This window comes from Pseudomonas paracarnis, assembly GCF_904063055.1.
In the GTDB taxonomy this organism is placed as follows: domain Bacteria; phylum Pseudomonadota; class Gammaproteobacteria; order Pseudomonadales; family Pseudomonadaceae; genus Aquipseudomonas; species Aquipseudomonas paracarnis.
The window spans coordinates 38,087-55,278 of sequence record NZ_CAJFCN010000014.1 but is presented as its reverse complement, the minus strand read 5'-3'; the positions used below and the strand labels follow the sequence as shown (position 1 = coordinate 55,278).

Here is a 17,192-nt window from a genome sequence, read left to right as displayed (position 1 = left end):
CATTTTGATTGCGTTCACAGATCCAGATGTGGGAGCTGGCTTGCCTGCGAAAGCGCCCGCTCAGTCAACCTACAACCTTGGCCTGCCGCAATTGCTCTATCCGCTCAATACCGAACCCCAACTCCGCCAGCACCTCATCACTGTGCGCCCCCACCGCCACCCCAATATGCCTAGGCGCCGGCAACCCCTCGGAGAATTTCAGCGGGCAGGCCAATTGCGCTTGTGTCGAGCCGTCACCCCGGGGCACCTGGCTGACTAGCTCCCGCGCCTTCAACTGGGGATGCTCCGCCGCTTCGCTCAAACTCAACACTGGCTCAACACAGGCATCCACCCCGGCAAACAACTCACACAACTGGTCAAAACTGCGCTTCTCGAACTCCACCTGCAACGCCTGTTTGAGCACGGCCTGGCGTTCGGGCGTCACGCTGTGTGCCGCCAGTTCCGGGCGCCCCAAGGCCGCGCACAGCTGCTGCATAAACCCCGGTTCCAAACTGCCCACCGACATCCAGCGCCCATCGCGTGTACGGTAGTAGTCATAGAAACTCCCGCCATTGAGCACATGGTTCTCCCACCCAGGCTCGACCCCACAAGCCAGGTAGCCGGCCCCCGCCATGGCATTCAGACTGAACGAGCAATCGGTCATGCTCACATCCAGGTATTGCCCCACCCCGCTTTGCTGCCTGGCAATCACCGCCGCCAGCAAGCCCACCACGGCATGCAGTGAACCGCCCGCCACATCCGCCAGCTGTACGCCCAGGGGCAACGGGCCGGTGTCCTGGCGCCCGGTATGGCTGGCCACGCCGGCCAACGCCAGGTAGTTGATATCGTGCCCGGCGCGGTCCTTATAGGGGCCGGTCTGGCCGTAACCGGTGATCGACACATAGATCAGCCGCGGGTTGATCGCCTTCAGCGCATCATAGCCCAGGCCCAGGCGCTCCATGACACCGGGGCGGAACTGCTCGAGCAGGATGTCATGGCCCTTGACCAACTCACGCACAATCTCCAGCGCCTCGGCCTGCTTGAGGTCCAGGGCCAGGCTGCGCTTGTTGCGATTGAGGTAGGCGTGGCTGGCCGAGGTACCACGATCATGGGGCGGCAATACACGCAACAGGTCCATCCGTGTGGGCGATTCGATACGCAGCACCTCGGCGCCCATGTCCGCCAGCATCAGGGAGGCAAACGGGCCGGGCAGCAAGGTGGAAAAATCCAACACTTTAAGGGACGCCAAGGGACCTGACATGGGGACTCCAGTTGGGTTGCGAATACTCACAGACTAGGCAGCCGGGCAGCTGCCGGCAATCGTCAGAACGATCAACCACAGTGACCGTTTTGATCACGGCGGGCTTTTTCGCGGCGGCGGCTTTATCATTGGCCGACGTTTGTTGGCAGAGTCTTCCATGAAGTTCGCGATTGCACTGTATAGCGCCGCCCACGCGCCCTCCTCGCGCCGCGCCCTGTTGTTCGCCCAGGCGGCGCTGGCCGGCGGGCATGAGATCGTGCGGCTGTTTTTCTACCAGGACGGCGTGTACAGCGCGTCCAATAACATCGTCGCGCCCCAGGATGAGCAAGACATTGCGCGCCAATGGCGCGAGTTTGTCAGCCAGCACCAACTCGACGGCGTGGTGTGCATCGCCGCAGCCCTGCGCCGGGGTGTGCTTAATGCCGAGGAAGCTGCGCGTTACCAACGCAGCGCGGTCAACCTGGAAGCACCCTGGGCGTTGTCGGGCCTGGGGCAATTGCATGACGCGATCCAGGACGCCGACCGCCTGATCTGTTTTGGAGGGCCGTGACATGTCCAGATCCTTATTGGTGATCAGCCGCCAGGCACCATGGTCCGGGCCGAGTGCGCGGGAAGCACTGGATATCGTGCTGGCCGGCGGCGCGTTCGATCTGCCCATTGGCCTGCTGTTCCTGGATGACGGTGTGTTCCAACTGGCGCCGAACCAAGCGGCCAAGGCCGTGCAACAGAAAGACCTGAGTGCCAACCTGCAGGCCCTGGGCCTGTTCGGCATTGATGACGTGTTCGCGTGCAGCCATAGCCTGACCGCACGCGGGTTGCCGCCGCCTGCCCACGCGCAGGCGCTCGACAGCCAAGCCATTTCCCAGCTGATTGACCGTTACGACCAGGTGATTACCCTCTGATGTCGACTCTACATGTGGTGTCTCATTCCCCGTTTACCGACAGCCGCCTCGACAGCTGCCTGCGCATCTGTGGCACCGAGGACGCTATCCTCCTATGTGGTGACGGAGCCTACGGCCTGCACACGCCCGCCCTGCAAACCAAAGGCGTAAAGGTGTTTGTGCTGGCCGAAGACATGCAGGCGCGCAACCTGCCGCTGCCCGACTGGGCCGACAGCGTCGATTACCCAGGCTTCGTGCAACTGTCGATCGACTACGACAAGGTCAACACCTGGCTATGAACACCCTGACCGTCGGCGCACGCACCCTGGAACTGGATAAGGACGGCTACCTCGTCGACCTCAACGACTGGTCCGATGAAGTGGCGAATGCCCTGGCCGCTGCCGAAGCCTTGGAGCTGACGCCGGCACACTGGGAAATCCTCACCCTGCTGCGCCAGTTCTACACCGAATTCCAGCTATCCCCCGCCACGCGCCCGCTGATCAAGTACACCGCCTTGAAGCTGGGCCCGGAAAAGGGCAACAGCCTGCACCTCAACAAACTGTTCAACGGCACTCCCGCCAAACTCGCCGCCAAGCTGGCGGGCCTGCCCAGGCCGACGAATTGCTTATGACCGACTTTGCCCCCCTGACTCTCGTAACGCCCCAAGAGCATCCCTTTGCGCAGTTCGTGCGCATCCTCGGCAAAGGCAAGCGTGGCGCGCGCAACCTCACCCGCGAGGAAGCGCGGGAAGCCATGGGCATGCTGCTCGACGAAAAGGTCGAGGACACCCAGCTCGGCGCCTTCCTGATGCTGCTGCGCCACAAGGAAGAAAGCCCGGAAGAACTCGCCGGTTTCACCGAAGCCGTACGTGAGCGCCTGCACGCGCCAGCGCTGAACGTCGATATCGACTGGCCGACCTACGCCGGTAAAAAGCGCCACCTGCCGTGGTTCCTGCTGGCAGCCAAATGCCTGGCGCAGAACGGCGTGCGCATCCTGATGCACGGCGGCGGCGCCCACACTGCGGGGCGCTTGTACACCGAGCAATTGCTGGACGGCTTGCAGATCCCGCTGTGCCGCGACTGGCAACAGGTCCAGAGCACCTTCGCCCACGGCAACCTGGCATTTATCCCGCTGGGTGATTGGGCCCCACAGCTGCAACGCATGATCGACCTGCGCAACACCCTGGGCCTGCGCTCGCCTATCCACTCTCTGGCGCGCCTGCTCAACCCGCTGAATGCGCGTTGTGGCCTGCAAAGCATTTTCCACCCCGGTTACCAGGGCGTGCATCGCGATGCCAGTGGCTTGCTGGGTGACAACGTGATTGTGGTCAAGGGCGACGGCGGCGAGATCGAGATCAACCCCGACACCCTCAGTCACCTGTACGGCACCACCGGCGGCCAGAGCTGGGACGAAGAGTGGCCCGCCCTCTCAGACCAGCGCCACGTCAAGCCAGCAACGCTTGAGCCCGAGCACCTCAAAGCGCTGTGGCGCGGCGATGTTGAAGACAGCTACCCGCAACTGGCGTTGATCGCCACCATGGCGTTGGCCCTGCGCGGCCTTGGCCACCCACGGCAACAGGCGTTCGAGTTGGCCCAGCAGTACTGGGACGCACGGGATAAATCGATTTAATCGATCATTCACGCCGGTTCTTTGCGCTTTTAGTTCGAACTCATCCCTTTAGACTGGGCTCCAACGCTTATCAGCCAAGGAGCCAGTCATGGGTTTATTGATCGACGGACAGTGGAAAGACCAGTGGTACGAAAGTAGCGCCGATGGCGCTTTCCAACGGGAGCAGGCACAACGCCGCAACTGGGTGACCGCCGATGGCGCGCCAGGCCCGAATGGTGAAGGCGGCTTCAAGGCCGAGGCCGGTCGCTATCACCTCTATGTATCCCTCGCCTGCCCGTGGGCGCACCGCACCTTGATTCTGCGCAAGCTCAAGGGCCTGGAAAGCCTGATCGACGTCTCGGTGGTCAGTTGGCTGATGCTGGAAAACGGCTGGACCTTCGACAAGGCCCACGGCTCCAGCGGCGACAACCTCGACGGTTTCAACTTCATGCACCAACGCTACACCGCCGATACCGCCGACTATACCGGGCGCGTGACCGTGCCGGTGCTGTGGGACAAAAAGCTCAAGCGCATCGTCAGCAATGAATCGGCGGAGATCATCCGCATGTTCAACAGTGCGTTCAATGCGCTGACCGGCAATACCCGGGATTTCTACCCCCAAGCCCTACGCCCGACCATCGACGCCCTCAACGAACGCATCTACCCCGCCGTCAACAACGGCGTGTACCGCGCAGGCTTCGCCACCTCACAACAGGCGTATGAAAGCGCGTTTGATGATGTGTTTGCCGAATTGGATCATCTGGAACAGCACCTGGGCAGCCATCGTTATTTGGCCGGCGAGTACCTGACCGAAGCCGATGTGCGGCTGTTCACCACGCTGATTCGTTTTGATGCGGTGTATTACAGCCACTTCAAATGCAACCTGCGGCGAATTGCCGACTATGGGAATTTGTCGAACTGGCTGCGGGAGATGTATCAGTGGCCGGGGGTGGCCGAGACGGTGGATTTCGAGCATATCAAGGGGCATTACTATGCCAGCCATCGCACGATCAACCCGACGGGGATTGTGCCGAAGGGGCCGTTGCAGAGGTTTGATACGGAGCATGATCGGGTGCGGCTGCCGGGTAAAGGTGTCTTTGGCTGATCCGGATCATCGGTTGTAATGAGATGGCCTCATCGGGGGCAAGCCCCCTCCCACACTTGGAATGCATTCCAATGTGGGAGGGGGCTTGCCCCCGATGCTTTTGAGGTCAGACTTGGGACTGGGCGCCCTCGAACCACTTGAGCTTTTCACGCAGTACCACCACCTCACCCACGATCACCAGTGTCGGCGCATGCACTTCATGCTCCGCCACCATGCGCGGCAGGTCGGCCAGGGTGCCGGTGAACACGCGCTGGTTGGACGTGGTGCCCTGCTGGATCAGCGCCGCTGGGGTATCTGCGGAGCGCCCGTGCTTGATCAACTGCTCGCAAATGATCGGCAAGCCAATCAAGCCCATGTAGAACACCAGGGTCTGTGAGGGGCCGACCAGGTCTTGCCAAGGCAAGTCCGAGGTACCGTTCTTCAAGTGCCCGGTAATAAACCGTACCGACTGGGCATAATCGCGGTGAGTCAGCGGAATCCCGGCATAAGCCGCACAACCACTGGCTGCCGTGATACCCGGCACCACCTGGAAGGGGATGCCATGGGCCGCCAATTCCTCGATCTCTTCGCCACCACGACCAAAGATGAACGGGTCACCCCCTTTAAGGCGCAGCACGCGCTTGCCTTGCTTGGCCAGGTCGACCAGTTGCTGGTTGATCTGGTCCTGAGGCACCGCGTGATCGGCACGACGCTTGCCGACGTACACGCGCTCGGCATCACGACGGCACAGTTCCAAAATCGCCGGCGCAACCAAACGGTCGTACAGCACCACGTCGGCTTGCTGCATCAGGCGCAATGCGCGGAAGGTCAGCAAATCCGGGTCACCTGGGCCTGCACCCACCAGGTACACCTCACCGGGCGCGTAAGGCGGCGCGCCATTGACCTTTTCGATCAACAGGCGCTCGGCCTCCTCGCCCTGTCCGGCCAACTGGCGGTCGGCAATCGGGCCCTGGAACACTTCTTCCCAGAACGCCCGGCGCTGCTGCACATCCGGGTACAAACCTTTGACCTGAGCCCGAAAACGCGCGGCCAGCCCAGCCAATTGCCCGTAGGTGGAGGGAATCCAGGTTTCCAGCTTGGCGCGGATCAGCCGTGCCAATACCGGCGCGTCACCGCCGCTGGAGACGGCAATCACCAAGGGTGAACGGTCGACAATCGCCGGGAAGATCACGCTGCACAACGCTGGCGCGTCCACCACATTGACCGGCACGCAGCGACGCTTGGCATCACTGGACACTTGCGCATTCAGTGGCTCATCGTCGGTGGCCGCGATAATCAGGGTGCAACCGTCCAGGTCGGCCTCCTGATAACCGCGCAACATCAGTTCCCCGCCACTGCCCAGCACCAGCTCACGCAGCTGGCTTTCGATCTGGGGAGCAACCACCCGCAACACCGCGCCGGCATCGGCCAGCAGCCGGGATTTGCGCAAGGCAATCTCCCCACCACCGACGACCAACACACGACTGCCGCGCAGGTTATGAAACAGCGGCAGAAATTCCATTTAGCGGATGACCTCAACGCCCGCCATGTAAGGCTTGAGCACCTCAGGTACACGGATCGAACCGTCCGCCTGCTGGTAGTTTTCCAGCACGGCCACCAGGGTACGGCCTACGGCCAGGCCCGAACCGTTGAGGGTATGCACCAGTTCCGGCTTGCCGGTTTCCGGGTTGCGGAAACGCGCCTGCATGCGACGGGCCTGGAAGTCACCGCAGTTGGAGCACGACGAAATCTCGCGGTATTTGTCCTGGCTCGGCACCCACACTTCCAGGTCGTAGGTTTTCACGGCGCTGAAGCCCATGTCGCCCGTGCACAGGGCCAGTACGCGGTACGGCAGCTCCAGCAGCTGCAACACGCGCTCGGCGTTGGCAGTCAGGCCTTCCAGGGCTTGCATGGAGGTCGACGGTTCTACTACCTGGACCATTTCAACCTTGTCGAACTGATGCTGGCGGATCATGCCGCGGGTATCGCGACCCGATGCGCCGGCTTCGCTACGGAAGCACGGGCTGTGGGCAACCAGCTTCAACGGCAGTTGCTTGGCGTCGAGGATTTCGCCGGCGACGATATTGGTCAGCGACACTTCGGCCGTCGGGATCAGGTACAGGTCGGCTTCGCCGTCGCGGCTGATCTTGAACAGGTCTTCTTCGAATTTCGGCAGTTGGCTGGTGCCCATCAACGCCGGCGCCTGAACCAGGTACGGGGTGTAGGCCTCTTCGTAACCGTGTTCGCCGGTGTGCAGGTTGATCATGAACTGCGCCAGTGCACGGTGCATGCGCGCAATCGGGCCGCGCAGCAAGGCAAAGCGTGCGCCGGACATTTTTGCCGCGGTTTCAAAATCCAGGCCACCGGTCAATTCGCCCAGGGCGACGTGGTCCTTGATCTCGAAATCGAAGGCTTTCGGCGTGCCCCAGCGGCGCACTTCGACGTTGCCGTCTTCATCTTCGCCGACCGGTACGGATTCGTGGGGCAGGTTCGGAATGCCCAGCAGGATCGAATCCAACTGGGTCTGAATGCCTTCCAGCTCGATTTTGCCGTCGGACAGCTCAGTGCCCATGCGCTCGACATCCGCCATCAACGGCGCGATATCTTCGCCGCGCTGCTTGGCCTGGCCGATGGACTTGGAGCGCGCATTACGTTCAGCCTGCAGTGCTTCGGTGCGGGTCTGGACGGTCTTGCGCTGTTCTTCCAGCGCTTCGATGCGCGCAACATCCAAGGCAAAGCCACGGGATGCCAGGCGGTCCGCTACGTCCTGAAGGTTGCTACGTAACAGTTTGGAATCGAGCATGTCGGTCTCTCGTTATCAAAGTTTGGTCAAGGACAGGCCAGCCCAGGTGGCGAGCAGCCCGCCGAATACGCTGATGGCCGCATAGCCAATCGCCAGCGGCACTTGCCCGCTTTCCAGCAGGCGCACGGTATCCAGTGAAAAGGATGAAAAAGTCGTCAGGCCGCCAAGAAAGCCAACCATCAGGCCGGCACGTACCTCGACAGGCACTTCCGGGCGTAACAAAAACAGGCCGTATAACACGCCGATCAACAGGCAGCCCACGATATTAACGGCGAGCGTCGCCGTATAGAAGTGTTTCGGCCAATTGGCGTTGATCCAATTGCCGGTGGCGAAGCGCAACAGCGTCCCGGCAATCCCCCCCACCGAGACGGCGACCACCAAAGGAATCATGATTTTCTCCGCTGCCGGGGGCTCAGACGGTCGAGGGTGGCCAGGTGATTGAGCTTCTCACCGATCTTCAGCTCCAGGCCACGGGGCACGGGCTGGTAGAACGGCTGCGGCTCCAGCTCATCGGGGAAGTAGTCTTCGCCGGCCGCATAGGCGTCCGGCTCATCGTGGGCATAACGGTATTCGTCGCCATACCCCAGTTGCTTCATCAGCTTGGTCGGTGCGTTGCGCAGGTGCAGCGGCACTTCGAGGGAGCCGTGCTCGGCGGCCGCACGCAGGGCCGACTTGAAGCCCATATACACCGCGTTGCTTTTCGGCGCGCAGGCCAGGTAGGTGATGGCCTGGGCCACCGCCAGCTCGCCTTCCGGGCTGCCGAGGCGCTCCTGCACCTCCCAGGCGGCCAGGCACAGGCTCAGGGCCCGCGGGTCGGCGTTGCCGATGTCTTCGCTGGCCATGCGCACTACGCGGCGCGCCAGGTACAGCGGGTCGCACCCGCCATCGATCATGCGCGCAAACCAATACAGCGCGCCATCAGGGTTGGAGCCGCGTACGGATTTGTGCAGCGCGGAAATCTGGTCGTAGAAGGCTTCGCCGCCCTTGTCGAAACGTCGGCGCGTGTCACCCAGCAGGCTTTGCAACAGATCAACGCCAATCTCGCCGCCGTCTTCGGCCAGGTCGGAAGCATTCTCCAGCAGGTTGAGAAAGCGACGCCCGTCACCATCGGCGGCGGTCAGCAAAATCTTGAAGCCTTCATCGCTGAGGCTCAGCTGACGCTTGCCCAGGCCCTTGTCTTCGCTCAAGGCACGGTGCAGCAGCTTTTGCATCGCCGCTTCATCCAGGCTCTTGAGCACATAGACCCGCGCCCGTGACAACAAGGCGTTGTTCAATTCAAAGGAAGGGTTTTCGGTGGTGGCGCCGATAAAGATCAGCGTACCGTCCTCGACATAAGGCAGGAACGCATCCTGCTGCGACTTGTTGAAGCGATGCACTTCGTCGACGAACAGGATAGTGCGCTTGCCGTATTGCCCGGCCTGCTGCTTGGCCACTTCCACCGCCTGGCGGATCTCCTTCACCCCGGCGAGCACCGCCGAGACCGTTTCAAAGTGCGCGTCCGAGACTTTCGCCAGCAGCCGCGCCAGGGTGGTCTTGCCCACGCCCGGCGGCCCCCAGAAAATCATCGAATGCAGCGCACCCTGCTCCAAGGCTTCGCGCAAGGGTTTGCCGCGAGCGAGCAGGTGTTCCTGACCGACGTACTCATCCAGGTTGGTCGAACGCAAGCGCGCGGCCAGTGGCTGGGCAATCGGGTCACTTCGAAACAGATCCATGGGCAGCGTTTGAAACCTCTAGATTATTCCTGGATCACGTCGGCACCCTTGGGGATGTCGAACTTGAACTTGGACGCGGGCACCGGCTGGTTGGCCTTGACTCCGGAGAACAGGATATCGGTGCGCTGGCCGACGCTGTCGACCAGGCGCATGTTGTTGATCACGCCGTTGCCGAACGACAAGGACAGCGTGTCAAACAGCGTGTCCTTGGATTTTGGCTTGAGGGTGAATTCGATGACGTTGCTGGTCTGCTTGGAGGTGATGTCGAAGCTGTCGTTGATTTTCGACACATCACCCGACAGCAGCAGTGCCGGGGTCTGGTTCAGGCGTGGATCGAGCTTCTTGATGGTGGCTTGTTCCAGGTCCGGGTCCCACAGCGTGACTTTCTGGCCGTCGGAAACGATGGTCTGCTCAGCCTTGCCTTCGGTATGCCAGTAGAACAGCCCTGGGCGCTGCACGGCCATTTCACCGGCTGTTTCCTGCAACTGGGTGCCGCCGGCATCCAGGGTGAGCTGGGAGAAGCGCGCGGTGAGGGTCTGGGATTTGTCCAACAGGTTCTTCAGGCTGGCGACGGAAGCCGGGTCAGCGTGAGCCGAAACAGCGGTCAAGGCCAGGGCCGGCAACAACAGCATGCGGATAAAGCGCATGGGAGTCCTCATTGAGTAGTCAGGGCACGCCGCGTGTTGCCACGCGGCGCGGAATCAGTCGCGCATCTGCCCAGGGGCGATGACTTCACGCGAGCCATTGGTGTTCATTGCGGTCACGACGCCGGCCATTTCCATGGCTTCGATCATGCGGGCGGCGCGGTTGTAGCCGATTTTAAGCTTGCGCTGCACCGCCGAAATCGAGGCACGGCGGCTTTCCAGTACGAAGGCCACGGCCTCGTCGTAGAGCGCGTCGGTTTCAGCATCATCGTCGCCACCGCTGCTGCCACCGTCGAAGCCGCTGCCGGCCTCTTCCACGCCAGCGAGAATGTCGTCGTTATATTCCGGCGCGCCGCGCAGTTTCCAGGCTTCGACCACACGGTGGACTTCGTCATCGGAAACAAAGGCGCCGTGAACGCGAATCGGCAGGCTGGTCCCGGGCGGCATGTACAGCATGTCACCGTGGCCCAGCAGTTGCTCGGCGCCACCCTGGTCGATGATGGTACGCGAGTCGATCTTGCTGGAGACCTGGAACGCCATGCGCGTCGGAATGTTGGCCTTGATCAGGCCGGTGATCACGTCCACCGACGGCCGCTGGGTCGCGAGAATCAAGTGGATGCCCGCCGCCCGCGCCTTCTGGGCGATACGGGCGATCAGCTCTTCAACCTTCTTGCCGACGATCATCATCATGTCGGCAAATTCATCGACCACCACCACGATGGTCGGCAGCTTGGTCAGCAGCGGTGCTTCATCGTGAATGCTTTCGCGCTTGTACAGCGGGTCGGTCAGCGGTGTGCCGGCGTCCTGGGCTTCCTTGACCTTGGCATTGAAGCCCGACAGGTTACGCACGCCCATCTTCGCCATCAGCTTGTAGCGGCGCTCCATCTCGGCAACGCTCCAACGCAGGGCGTTGGCGGCGTCCTTCATGTCGGTAACCACCGGGCACAGCAGGTGCGGGATGCCTTCGTAGATCGACAGTTCCAGCATCTTCGGGTCGATCATGATCAGCTTGGCGTCATCCGGCCCGGACTTGAACAGGATCGACAGGATCATGGCGTTCACACCTACCGACTTACCGGAACCGGTGGTACCGGCTACCAGCAGGTGCGGCATTTTCGCCAGGTCGGTAATCACCGGCTTGCCGCCGATGTCATGGCCGAGCGCCAGGGTGACCGGCGATTTGAAGTTGTCGTATTCCGGGGTCGACAGCACTTCGGAGAAGCGCACGATCTGCCGGTCTTCGTTGGGGATCTCGATACCCACGGTGGTCTTGCCCGGGATCACTTCCACCACGCGCACGCTGGTGACGGCCAGGGAACGTGCCAAATCTTTGGCCAGGTTGGAAATACGGCTGACTTTTACCCCGGCGGCCGGTTGGATTTCGTAACGGGTAATCACCGGGCCCGGATGGATCGAGTCCACCGACACTTCGACGCCGAACTCCTTGAGCTTGATTTCCAGCAGGTGACCGACAGCCGCCAGGGATTCGGGGGAATAGTTGAGTTGTTTCTTTTCGGCCGGGTCCAGAATCGAGATCGGCGGCAAGGTGCCTTCGACAGCGCTGTCGATAAACAACGGTGCCTGCTTCTCTTTTTGCACGCGATGGCTGGGCTCCGGCGCCTTGGGCGGTGCCGGGGCGATCACGGGCGGCACCTGCTTTTCACGGTCCGACATGTGCTTGCTCAGGGCCTGCTCGCGCTCGATCAAGCGCTCCTTGACCTTGGCTTGCTCGCGTCGATCCGGCGTGCTTGGAGCCACCACCTCGTTGACACGGGTGTCAACCTCACGCAACTGCGCCACCATTTGCTTGCGCTCGACACGGGCGGCCCACCAGCGGTTGGCGGCGCCCTGGAACAATTCGAACAGGTCGAGGGTGATCTTGCCGGTCACGTCCATCACCTTGAACCATGACAGGTCGGTGAATACCGTCAGGCCGAACAGGAACAGCGCGATGAACATCAGGGTGCTGCCCTGGATATTCAGGGTACGGCGTGCCAGGTCGCCGAGGCTTTCGCCCAGAGCCCCGCCCGCGCCCGCCGGCAAGCCGGTCGGTGCATGGAAGTGGATATGCGCCAGCGCAGCGCCCGACAGCACCAGGAACACCAGGCCGATCAGGCGCCAGGAGAACAGCCAGCCGCTCCACTGCCACGGCTCGTGACGCTGGCGGAAGATCTGCCAGGTCTTGATCGCCAGCAACAGCGGGAAAATGTAGGCGAAGTAACCCAGGATCATGAAGAGGATATCGGCGCTGTAAGAACCTACAGGGCCGCCGAAATTCTGCACGTCATCGATCTTGCTGTTATGACTCCAGCCCGGATCGTCCTTGCCATAGGTGAGCAAGGCCATCATCAGGAACAGACACAGCGCACCGATGGCAATCAGTGCGCCTTCCTTGAGTCGGTAATGCAGGTGCTGGCGCCAGGCCGGTACGACTGCTGCTTTAGGTGCTGCGGCGGATTTCTTCAAAACGGGTCTATTCCTGCGCCTTTAGCGCGTCCATCTGTTAAATGACTACACGACTGCTCTATCCGGAGCAGCTGAAAAATGAACGAATGTTGCTGAATCTACTTTTAACATCCGGTGACGGATAGGTGAAATGGCGATAACGCCACAATGGCCGCATTGTACGGGTTTGCGTGCGCGATGCCACGCACTTGCCCTTCACCTGACTGCACGGACAATTTGAGCATGCATTGCCTTTGCTGACAAAGGCTTATGAGCTGTATTTAGCAATCCAGGCAAGCTTGGCAAATGGCCGGCATGCGCCAGACCCGATTACGACCACACCCTGTGTGCAGAGTTGCAGAAACACCCGCTCATGCTAATCCTCGTTAATAGCCTATTCGGGCTGGCCCCGTGGCGCCGGGTCGTCAATAATCAACACTTGCGGTGCAGGTACATGACCTGCCACTCCCCTCCCCTTCCGTAAGCCTGGATGCCATGCTGACCTGGTTACAACGCGACACCCTGACGTTCCCACCTTTGGCCAAGGCCATGCGCGAACCCAACGGCCTGCTCGCCGCCGGTGGCGACCTGTCGGCCGAACGACTGATCCAGGCCTACCGTCATGGCTGTTTTCCCTGGTTCTCCGAAGGCCAGCCTATCCTCTGGTGGTCACCCGACCCTCGCACAGTGATATTCCCTGACGAGCTGCATGTTTCCCGCAGCCTGGGCAAATTATTGCGCCAGCAGCGCTATACCGTGACCTTCGACCAGGATTTCGCCGCCGTCATACACGCCTGCGCCGCGCCCCGTGCCTATGCCGATGGCACCTGGATCACCGAAAGCATCCAGCAGGCCTATCTGGAGCTGCACCAGCGTGGCTACGCGCATTCCGTCGAGGTCTGGGACCAGGGCGAACTGGTAGGTGGCCTGTATGGCCTGGCGATGGGCCAGTTGTTTTTTGGCGAGTCCATGTTCAGCCGCGCCGACAACGCCTCCAAATTCGGCTTCGCCACATTGACCCGGCAACTGCAAGCCTGGGGATTTGTACTGATCGATTGCCAGATGCCCAATGATCACCTGCACAGCCTGGGTGCCCGCGGCATACCGCGCAGCGTCTTCGCTGACTTCCTGGACAAACATCTGGACCAACCCAACGCCGGGCCGTGGGTTTCCTAGGCGACTTTCGCGCACGTGGCTTACACTTATTTCAAAGCTTATCCCGAGGGTTGATCATGACCGAGCTGGCGCGCTTGAAGTTCTATGCCACTCAAGCCCACTCATGCAGCTATCTGCCCGACGAGCAGGCCACCACGCTGTTCCTCGATCCCAGCCAGCCCATGGACGTGCATGTGTATGCCGACCTGTCCGAGATGGGCTTCCGGCGCAGCGGCGATCACCTGTATCGCCCCCATTGCCAGAACTGTAATGCCTGCGTGCCCGCACGCATCCCGGTTGCGCAGTTTTCGCCCGACCGTAACCAGAAACGCATTCTCAAGCGCAACGCCGACCTGACCGTACACGCCACCAAACCCCAATACAGCGAAGAATATTTCGATCTCTACCAACGCTATATCGAGCAGCGTCATGCCGACGGCGATATGTATCCGCCCAGCCGCGACCAGTTTTCCACATTCCTGGTGCGTGACCTGCCCTTTTCGCGGTTCTACGAATTCCGCCTCGACGGCCGCCTGTTGGCCGTGGCGGTCACCGACCTACTGCCCAACGGCCTCTCGGCGGTGTACACCTTCTATGAACCGACCGAAGAACGGCGCAGCCTCGGGCGCTTCGCCATCCTGTGGCAGATAGGCGAAGCGCTGCGCCTGGAACTGGAAGCGGTGTACCTCGGATACTGGATCAAGAACTGCAAAAAGATGAACTACAAGACCCAATATCGGCCCATTGAGCTGCTGATTAATCAAAGATGGGTCACGCTTAACTAGAACCCCTTGGCTTGAACACCCTTTTTCGGGCACAATGCACGCCGCTTTTGCCTGGCGCAGTTGCACCGGGCCATTCACTGGATACCGAGGGCTTTACTGCATGTCGAAAGAAGACAGCTTCGAAATGGAAGGCACTGTCGTCGACACCCTGCCCAACACCATGTTTCGTGTGGAGTTGGAAAATGGGCACGTCGTAACCGCGCATATCTCCGGCAAGATGCGCAAGAACTACATTCGTATTCTTACCGGTGACAAAGTGCGCGTCGAGCTGACGCCCTATGACTTGAGCAAAGGGCGCATCACTTACCGCGCTCGCTAAGCAAGTCAATACAAAACGCCCGGTTATGCCGGGCGTTTTTGTGTGCGCAGGATTTAACAGTCGCCACTTGACCCTGTGGGAGCTGGCTTGCCTGCGATAGCGGTGGGCCAGTTAACGATGTGCGACTGAAGGACCGCCATCGCAGGCAACCCAGCTCCCACAGTTGATGGTCACAGCCTCGTAAATCGTATTTCAGGCAGCAAAAGGCGCCTTTCGGCGCCTTTTGCAATGTTGCAGCTAACGATCAGGCCATTTCCGCCGTGGTCTCGAACTCGAAGGTCAGCTCGCCGTCCTTCAGGTCGATGTGCACCACGCCACCATGGTCGGAGAGTTCGCCGAACAGGATCTCTTCGGCCAGTGGCCGCTTGATCTTGTCCTGGATCAGACGCGCCATCGGGCGTGCGCCCATTGCCGCATCGTAGCCGCCCTCTGCGATCCAACTGCGGGCCGCTTCCGTCACATCCAGCTGCACGCGCTTGTCTTCCAACTGCGCTTGAAGCTCGGTGAGGAACTTGTCCACCACGCTTTTGATGACCTCATGGCTGAGGCGACCAAACTGGATAATGGTGTCCAGGCGGTTGCGGAACTCCGGCGTGAAGCTCTTCTTGATCACTTCCATGGCATCGGAGGAGTGATCCTGATGCGTAAAGCCGATCGAAGCCCGCGCAGCCGTTTCGGCACCGGCGTTGGTGGTCATGATCACGATCACATTGCGGAAGTCCGCCTTGCGCCCGTTGTTATCGGTCAGGGTCCCGTGGTCCATGACCTGCAACAACAGGTTGAAGACTTCCGGGTGAGCCTTTTCGATTTCATCGAGCAGCAATACGCAATGTGGCTGCTTGGTGATCGCCTCGGTCAACAGGCCGCCCTGGTCGAAGCCGACATAGCCCGGAGGCGCACCGATCAAGCGCGACACAGTGTGGCGCTCCATGTACTCGGACATGTCGAAACGGACCAGCTCGATGCCCATGGCCTTGGCCAACTGGCGAGCCGCCTCGGTCTTGCCGACACCGGTCGGGCCTGCGAACAGGAACGAACCGACTGGCTTGTCCGGCGACTTGAGGCCCGCACGGGACAACTTGATCGCCGTGGACAGCGAGTCGATGGCCGCATCCTGGCCAAACACAGTGAGCTTGAGGTCGCGCTCCAGGTTACGCAGCAGCTCCTTGTCGGAACTGGTGACGTGTTTTGGCGGAATCCGCGCGATCTTGGCCACGATGTCCTCGACCTGAGGCACGTCGATGCGCTTCACGCGCTTCTCGACCGGCTGCAGGCGCTGGTAGGCACCCGCTTCGTCGATCACATCGATGGCCTTGTCAGGCATATGCCGGTCATTGATGTAGCGCGACGCCAGCTCAGCCGCCGCACGCAAGGCCTCATCGGTGTACTCGATGCCATGGTGCGCTTCAAAACGCCCCTTGAGCCCACGCAGGATGCCGATGGTATCTTCAACCGACGGCTCGGACACGTCGACTTTCTGGAAGCGACGCGCCAGGGCACGGTCTTTTTCGAAGATGCCGCGAAATTCCTGGAACGTGGTCGAACCAATGCAGCGGATATCACCGGAGGACAGCAGCGGCTTGAGCAGGTTGGAAGCGTCCATCACCCCACCGGAAGCCGCACCGGCGCCAATGATGGTATGGATCTCGTCGATGAACAGGATGGCCTGCGGGCGTTTTTTCAGCTCGCCGAGCAACGCCTTGAAGCGTTTCTCGAAATCGCCACGGTACTTGGTCCCGGCGAGCAACGCGCCCAGGTCAAGGGAATAGACGACACTGCTGGCCAGCAGGTCTGGCACCTGGTTATCGACAATGCGCTTGGCCAGGCCTTCGGCAATTGCGGTTTTACCCACGCCCGCCTCACCCACCAGCAACGGGTTGTTCTTGCGACGACGCGCAAGTATCTGCGCTACACGCTCTACCTCGTGCTCACGCCCCACCAGCGGATCGATCCGCCCTTGGCGCGCCATTTCATTGAGGTTGCTGGCATAGGCATCCAGCGGGTTGCTGGAAGAAGAAGATTCACCGCCCTCCTCGTCCTGCATATCCTGCTCGCCCTCGGAATGATCGCCGTGCCCAGGCACCTTGGAGATACCGTGGGCGATGTAATTGACTACATCAATACGGGCAACGCTCTGCTGCTTGAGCAGGAACACGGCCTGGCTTTCCTGTTCGCTGAAAATTGCCACCAGCACATTCGCGCCCGTGACTTCACGCTTACCGGAGCTCTGTACGTGGAACACAGCACGCTGCAATACCCGCTGGAACCCCAGGGTTGGCTGGGTTTCGCGGTCCTCGTCATGCACGGGGATCAGTGGCGTGGTGGAGTCGATAAACTCCTGCAGGTCATGCTTGAGCTTGTCGAGGTTGGCGCCGCACGCACGTAGAACGGTGGCGGCAGCTTCGTTATCCAAAAGTGCCAGCAAAAGGTGTTCGACGGTCATGAATTCATGACGCTTCGAACGAGCCTCTTTGAAGGCAAGATTGAGGGTGACTTCGAGCTCGCGGTTTAACATA

Annotated in this window: 17 protein-coding genes; 9 read left to right on the top strand and 8 right to left on the bottom strand. The window is 60.9% G+C overall.

The window, feature by feature from the left end; translation table 11 throughout:
- Positions 1-64 precede the first annotated feature (64 nt).
- Entirely contained in the window at positions 65-1,240 is a 1,176-nt protein-coding gene (locus tag JMV15_RS23670; protein ID WP_014718890.1) for a CaiB/BaiF CoA transferase family protein, read from the bottom strand.
- A 157-nt stretch (positions 1,241-1,397) separates the two neighbouring features.
- Between JMV15_RS23670 and tusD the strand changes: the two genes are divergently transcribed.
- From tusD to JMV15_RS23640, 6 genes are all read left to right on the top strand, one after another.
- Positions 1,398-1,790, top strand: a complete 393-nt coding sequence (gene tusD / locus JMV15_RS23665; RefSeq protein ID WP_003192069.1) for a sulfurtransferase complex subunit TusD — start codon at positions 1,398-1,400, stop codon at positions 1,788-1,790.
- 1 nt (position 1,791) lies between these two features.
- Positions 1,792-2,142: a sulfurtransferase complex subunit TusC gene (tusC, locus tag JMV15_RS23660; protein ID WP_014718891.1), complete on the top strand. Its 351-nt coding sequence runs from the start codon at positions 1,792-1,794 to the stop codon at positions 2,140-2,142.
- Positions 2,142-2,420, top strand: a complete 279-nt coding sequence (tusB, locus tag JMV15_RS23655) for a sulfurtransferase complex subunit TusB (RefSeq protein WP_014718892.1) — start codon at positions 2,142-2,144, stop codon at positions 2,418-2,420. The genes tusC and tusB overlap by 1 nt, the downstream gene beginning before the upstream one ends.
- Positions 2,417-2,752, top strand: a complete 336-nt coding sequence (locus JMV15_RS23650; protein WP_014718893.1) for a TusE/DsrC/DsvC family sulfur relay protein — start codon at positions 2,417-2,419, stop codon at positions 2,750-2,752. The genes tusB and JMV15_RS23650 overlap by 4 nt, the downstream gene beginning before the upstream one ends.
- Positions 2,749-3,750 (top strand): glycosyl transferase family protein, encoded by a 1,002-nt coding sequence (locus JMV15_RS23645; RefSeq protein ID WP_014718894.1) that lies wholly within the window; start codon positions 2,749-2,751, stop codon positions 3,748-3,750. The genes JMV15_RS23650 and JMV15_RS23645 overlap by 4 nt, the downstream gene beginning before the upstream one ends.
- Positions 3,751-3,838: 88 nt before the next feature.
- A complete protein-coding gene (locus JMV15_RS23640; RefSeq protein WP_038450514.1) occupies positions 3,839-4,834 on the top strand; it encodes a glutathione S-transferase family protein in 996 nt (331 codons plus the stop codon).
- A 106-nt stretch (positions 4,835-4,940) separates the two neighbouring features.
- Here the strand turns inward: JMV15_RS23640 and cysG are convergent, their stop codons facing one another.
- The 6 genes from cysG to ftsK are packed head-to-tail and all read right to left on the bottom strand — an operon-like array spanning position 4,941 to position 12,438.
- Positions 4,941-6,335 carry a siroheme synthase CysG gene (gene cysG, locus JMV15_RS23635; RefSeq protein ID WP_014718896.1) on the bottom strand — a complete coding sequence of 465 codons (1,395 nt, stop codon included), beginning with the start codon at positions 6,333-6,335 and terminating at the stop codon, positions 4,941-4,943.
- A complete protein-coding gene (serS, locus tag JMV15_RS23630) occupies positions 6,336-7,616 on the bottom strand; it encodes a serine--tRNA ligase (RefSeq protein ID WP_019816715.1) in 1,281 nt (426 codons plus the stop codon).
- Between the two features lie 15 nt (positions 7,617-7,631).
- Entirely contained in the window at positions 7,632-8,006 is a 375-nt protein-coding gene (crcB, locus tag JMV15_RS23625; RefSeq protein WP_014718898.1) for a fluoride efflux transporter CrcB, read from the bottom strand.
- On the bottom strand, positions 8,003-9,328 hold the full coding sequence (locus JMV15_RS23620; protein ID WP_014718899.1) for a replication-associated recombination protein A: 1,326 nt from the start codon (positions 9,326-9,328) through the stop codon (positions 8,003-8,005). The genes crcB and JMV15_RS23620 overlap by 4 nt, the downstream gene beginning before the upstream one ends.
- A gap of 23 nt (positions 9,329-9,351) precedes the next feature.
- Positions 9,352-9,975, bottom strand: a complete 624-nt coding sequence (gene lolA, locus JMV15_RS23615; protein ID WP_003174700.1) for an outer membrane lipoprotein chaperone LolA — start codon at positions 9,973-9,975, stop codon at positions 9,352-9,354.
- 54 nt (positions 9,976-10,029) lie between these two features.
- On the bottom strand, positions 10,030-12,438 hold the full coding sequence (ftsK, locus tag JMV15_RS23610) for a DNA translocase FtsK (protein ID WP_003192084.1): 2,409 nt from the start codon (positions 12,436-12,438) through the stop codon (positions 10,030-10,032).
- 474 nt (positions 12,439-12,912) lie between these two features.
- Between ftsK and aat the strand changes: the two genes are divergently transcribed.
- The 3 genes from aat to infA all read left to right on the top strand — a co-directional run bounded on the left by aat (position 12,913) and on the right by infA (position 14,676).
- Positions 12,913-13,593: a leucyl/phenylalanyl-tRNA--protein transferase gene (aat, locus tag JMV15_RS23605; RefSeq protein WP_014718900.1), complete on the top strand. Its 681-nt coding sequence runs from the start codon at positions 12,913-12,915 to the stop codon at positions 13,591-13,593.
- A 56-nt stretch (positions 13,594-13,649) separates the two neighbouring features.
- Positions 13,650-14,357: an arginyltransferase gene (locus tag JMV15_RS23600; RefSeq protein WP_003192088.1), complete on the top strand. Its 708-nt coding sequence runs from the start codon at positions 13,650-13,652 to the stop codon at positions 14,355-14,357.
- 100 nt (positions 14,358-14,457) lie between these two features.
- Positions 14,458-14,676 (top strand): translation initiation factor IF-1, encoded by a 219-nt coding sequence (infA, locus tag JMV15_RS23595; RefSeq protein WP_002553999.1) that lies wholly within the window; start codon positions 14,458-14,460, stop codon positions 14,674-14,676.
- Between the two features lie 244 nt (positions 14,677-14,920).
- Here the strand turns inward: infA and clpA are convergent, their stop codons facing one another.
- On the bottom strand, positions 14,921-17,191 hold the full coding sequence (gene clpA, locus JMV15_RS23590) for an ATP-dependent Clp protease ATP-binding subunit ClpA (RefSeq protein WP_003192090.1): 2,271 nt from the start codon (positions 17,189-17,191) through the stop codon (positions 14,921-14,923).
- Position 17,192 lies beyond the last annotated feature (1 nt).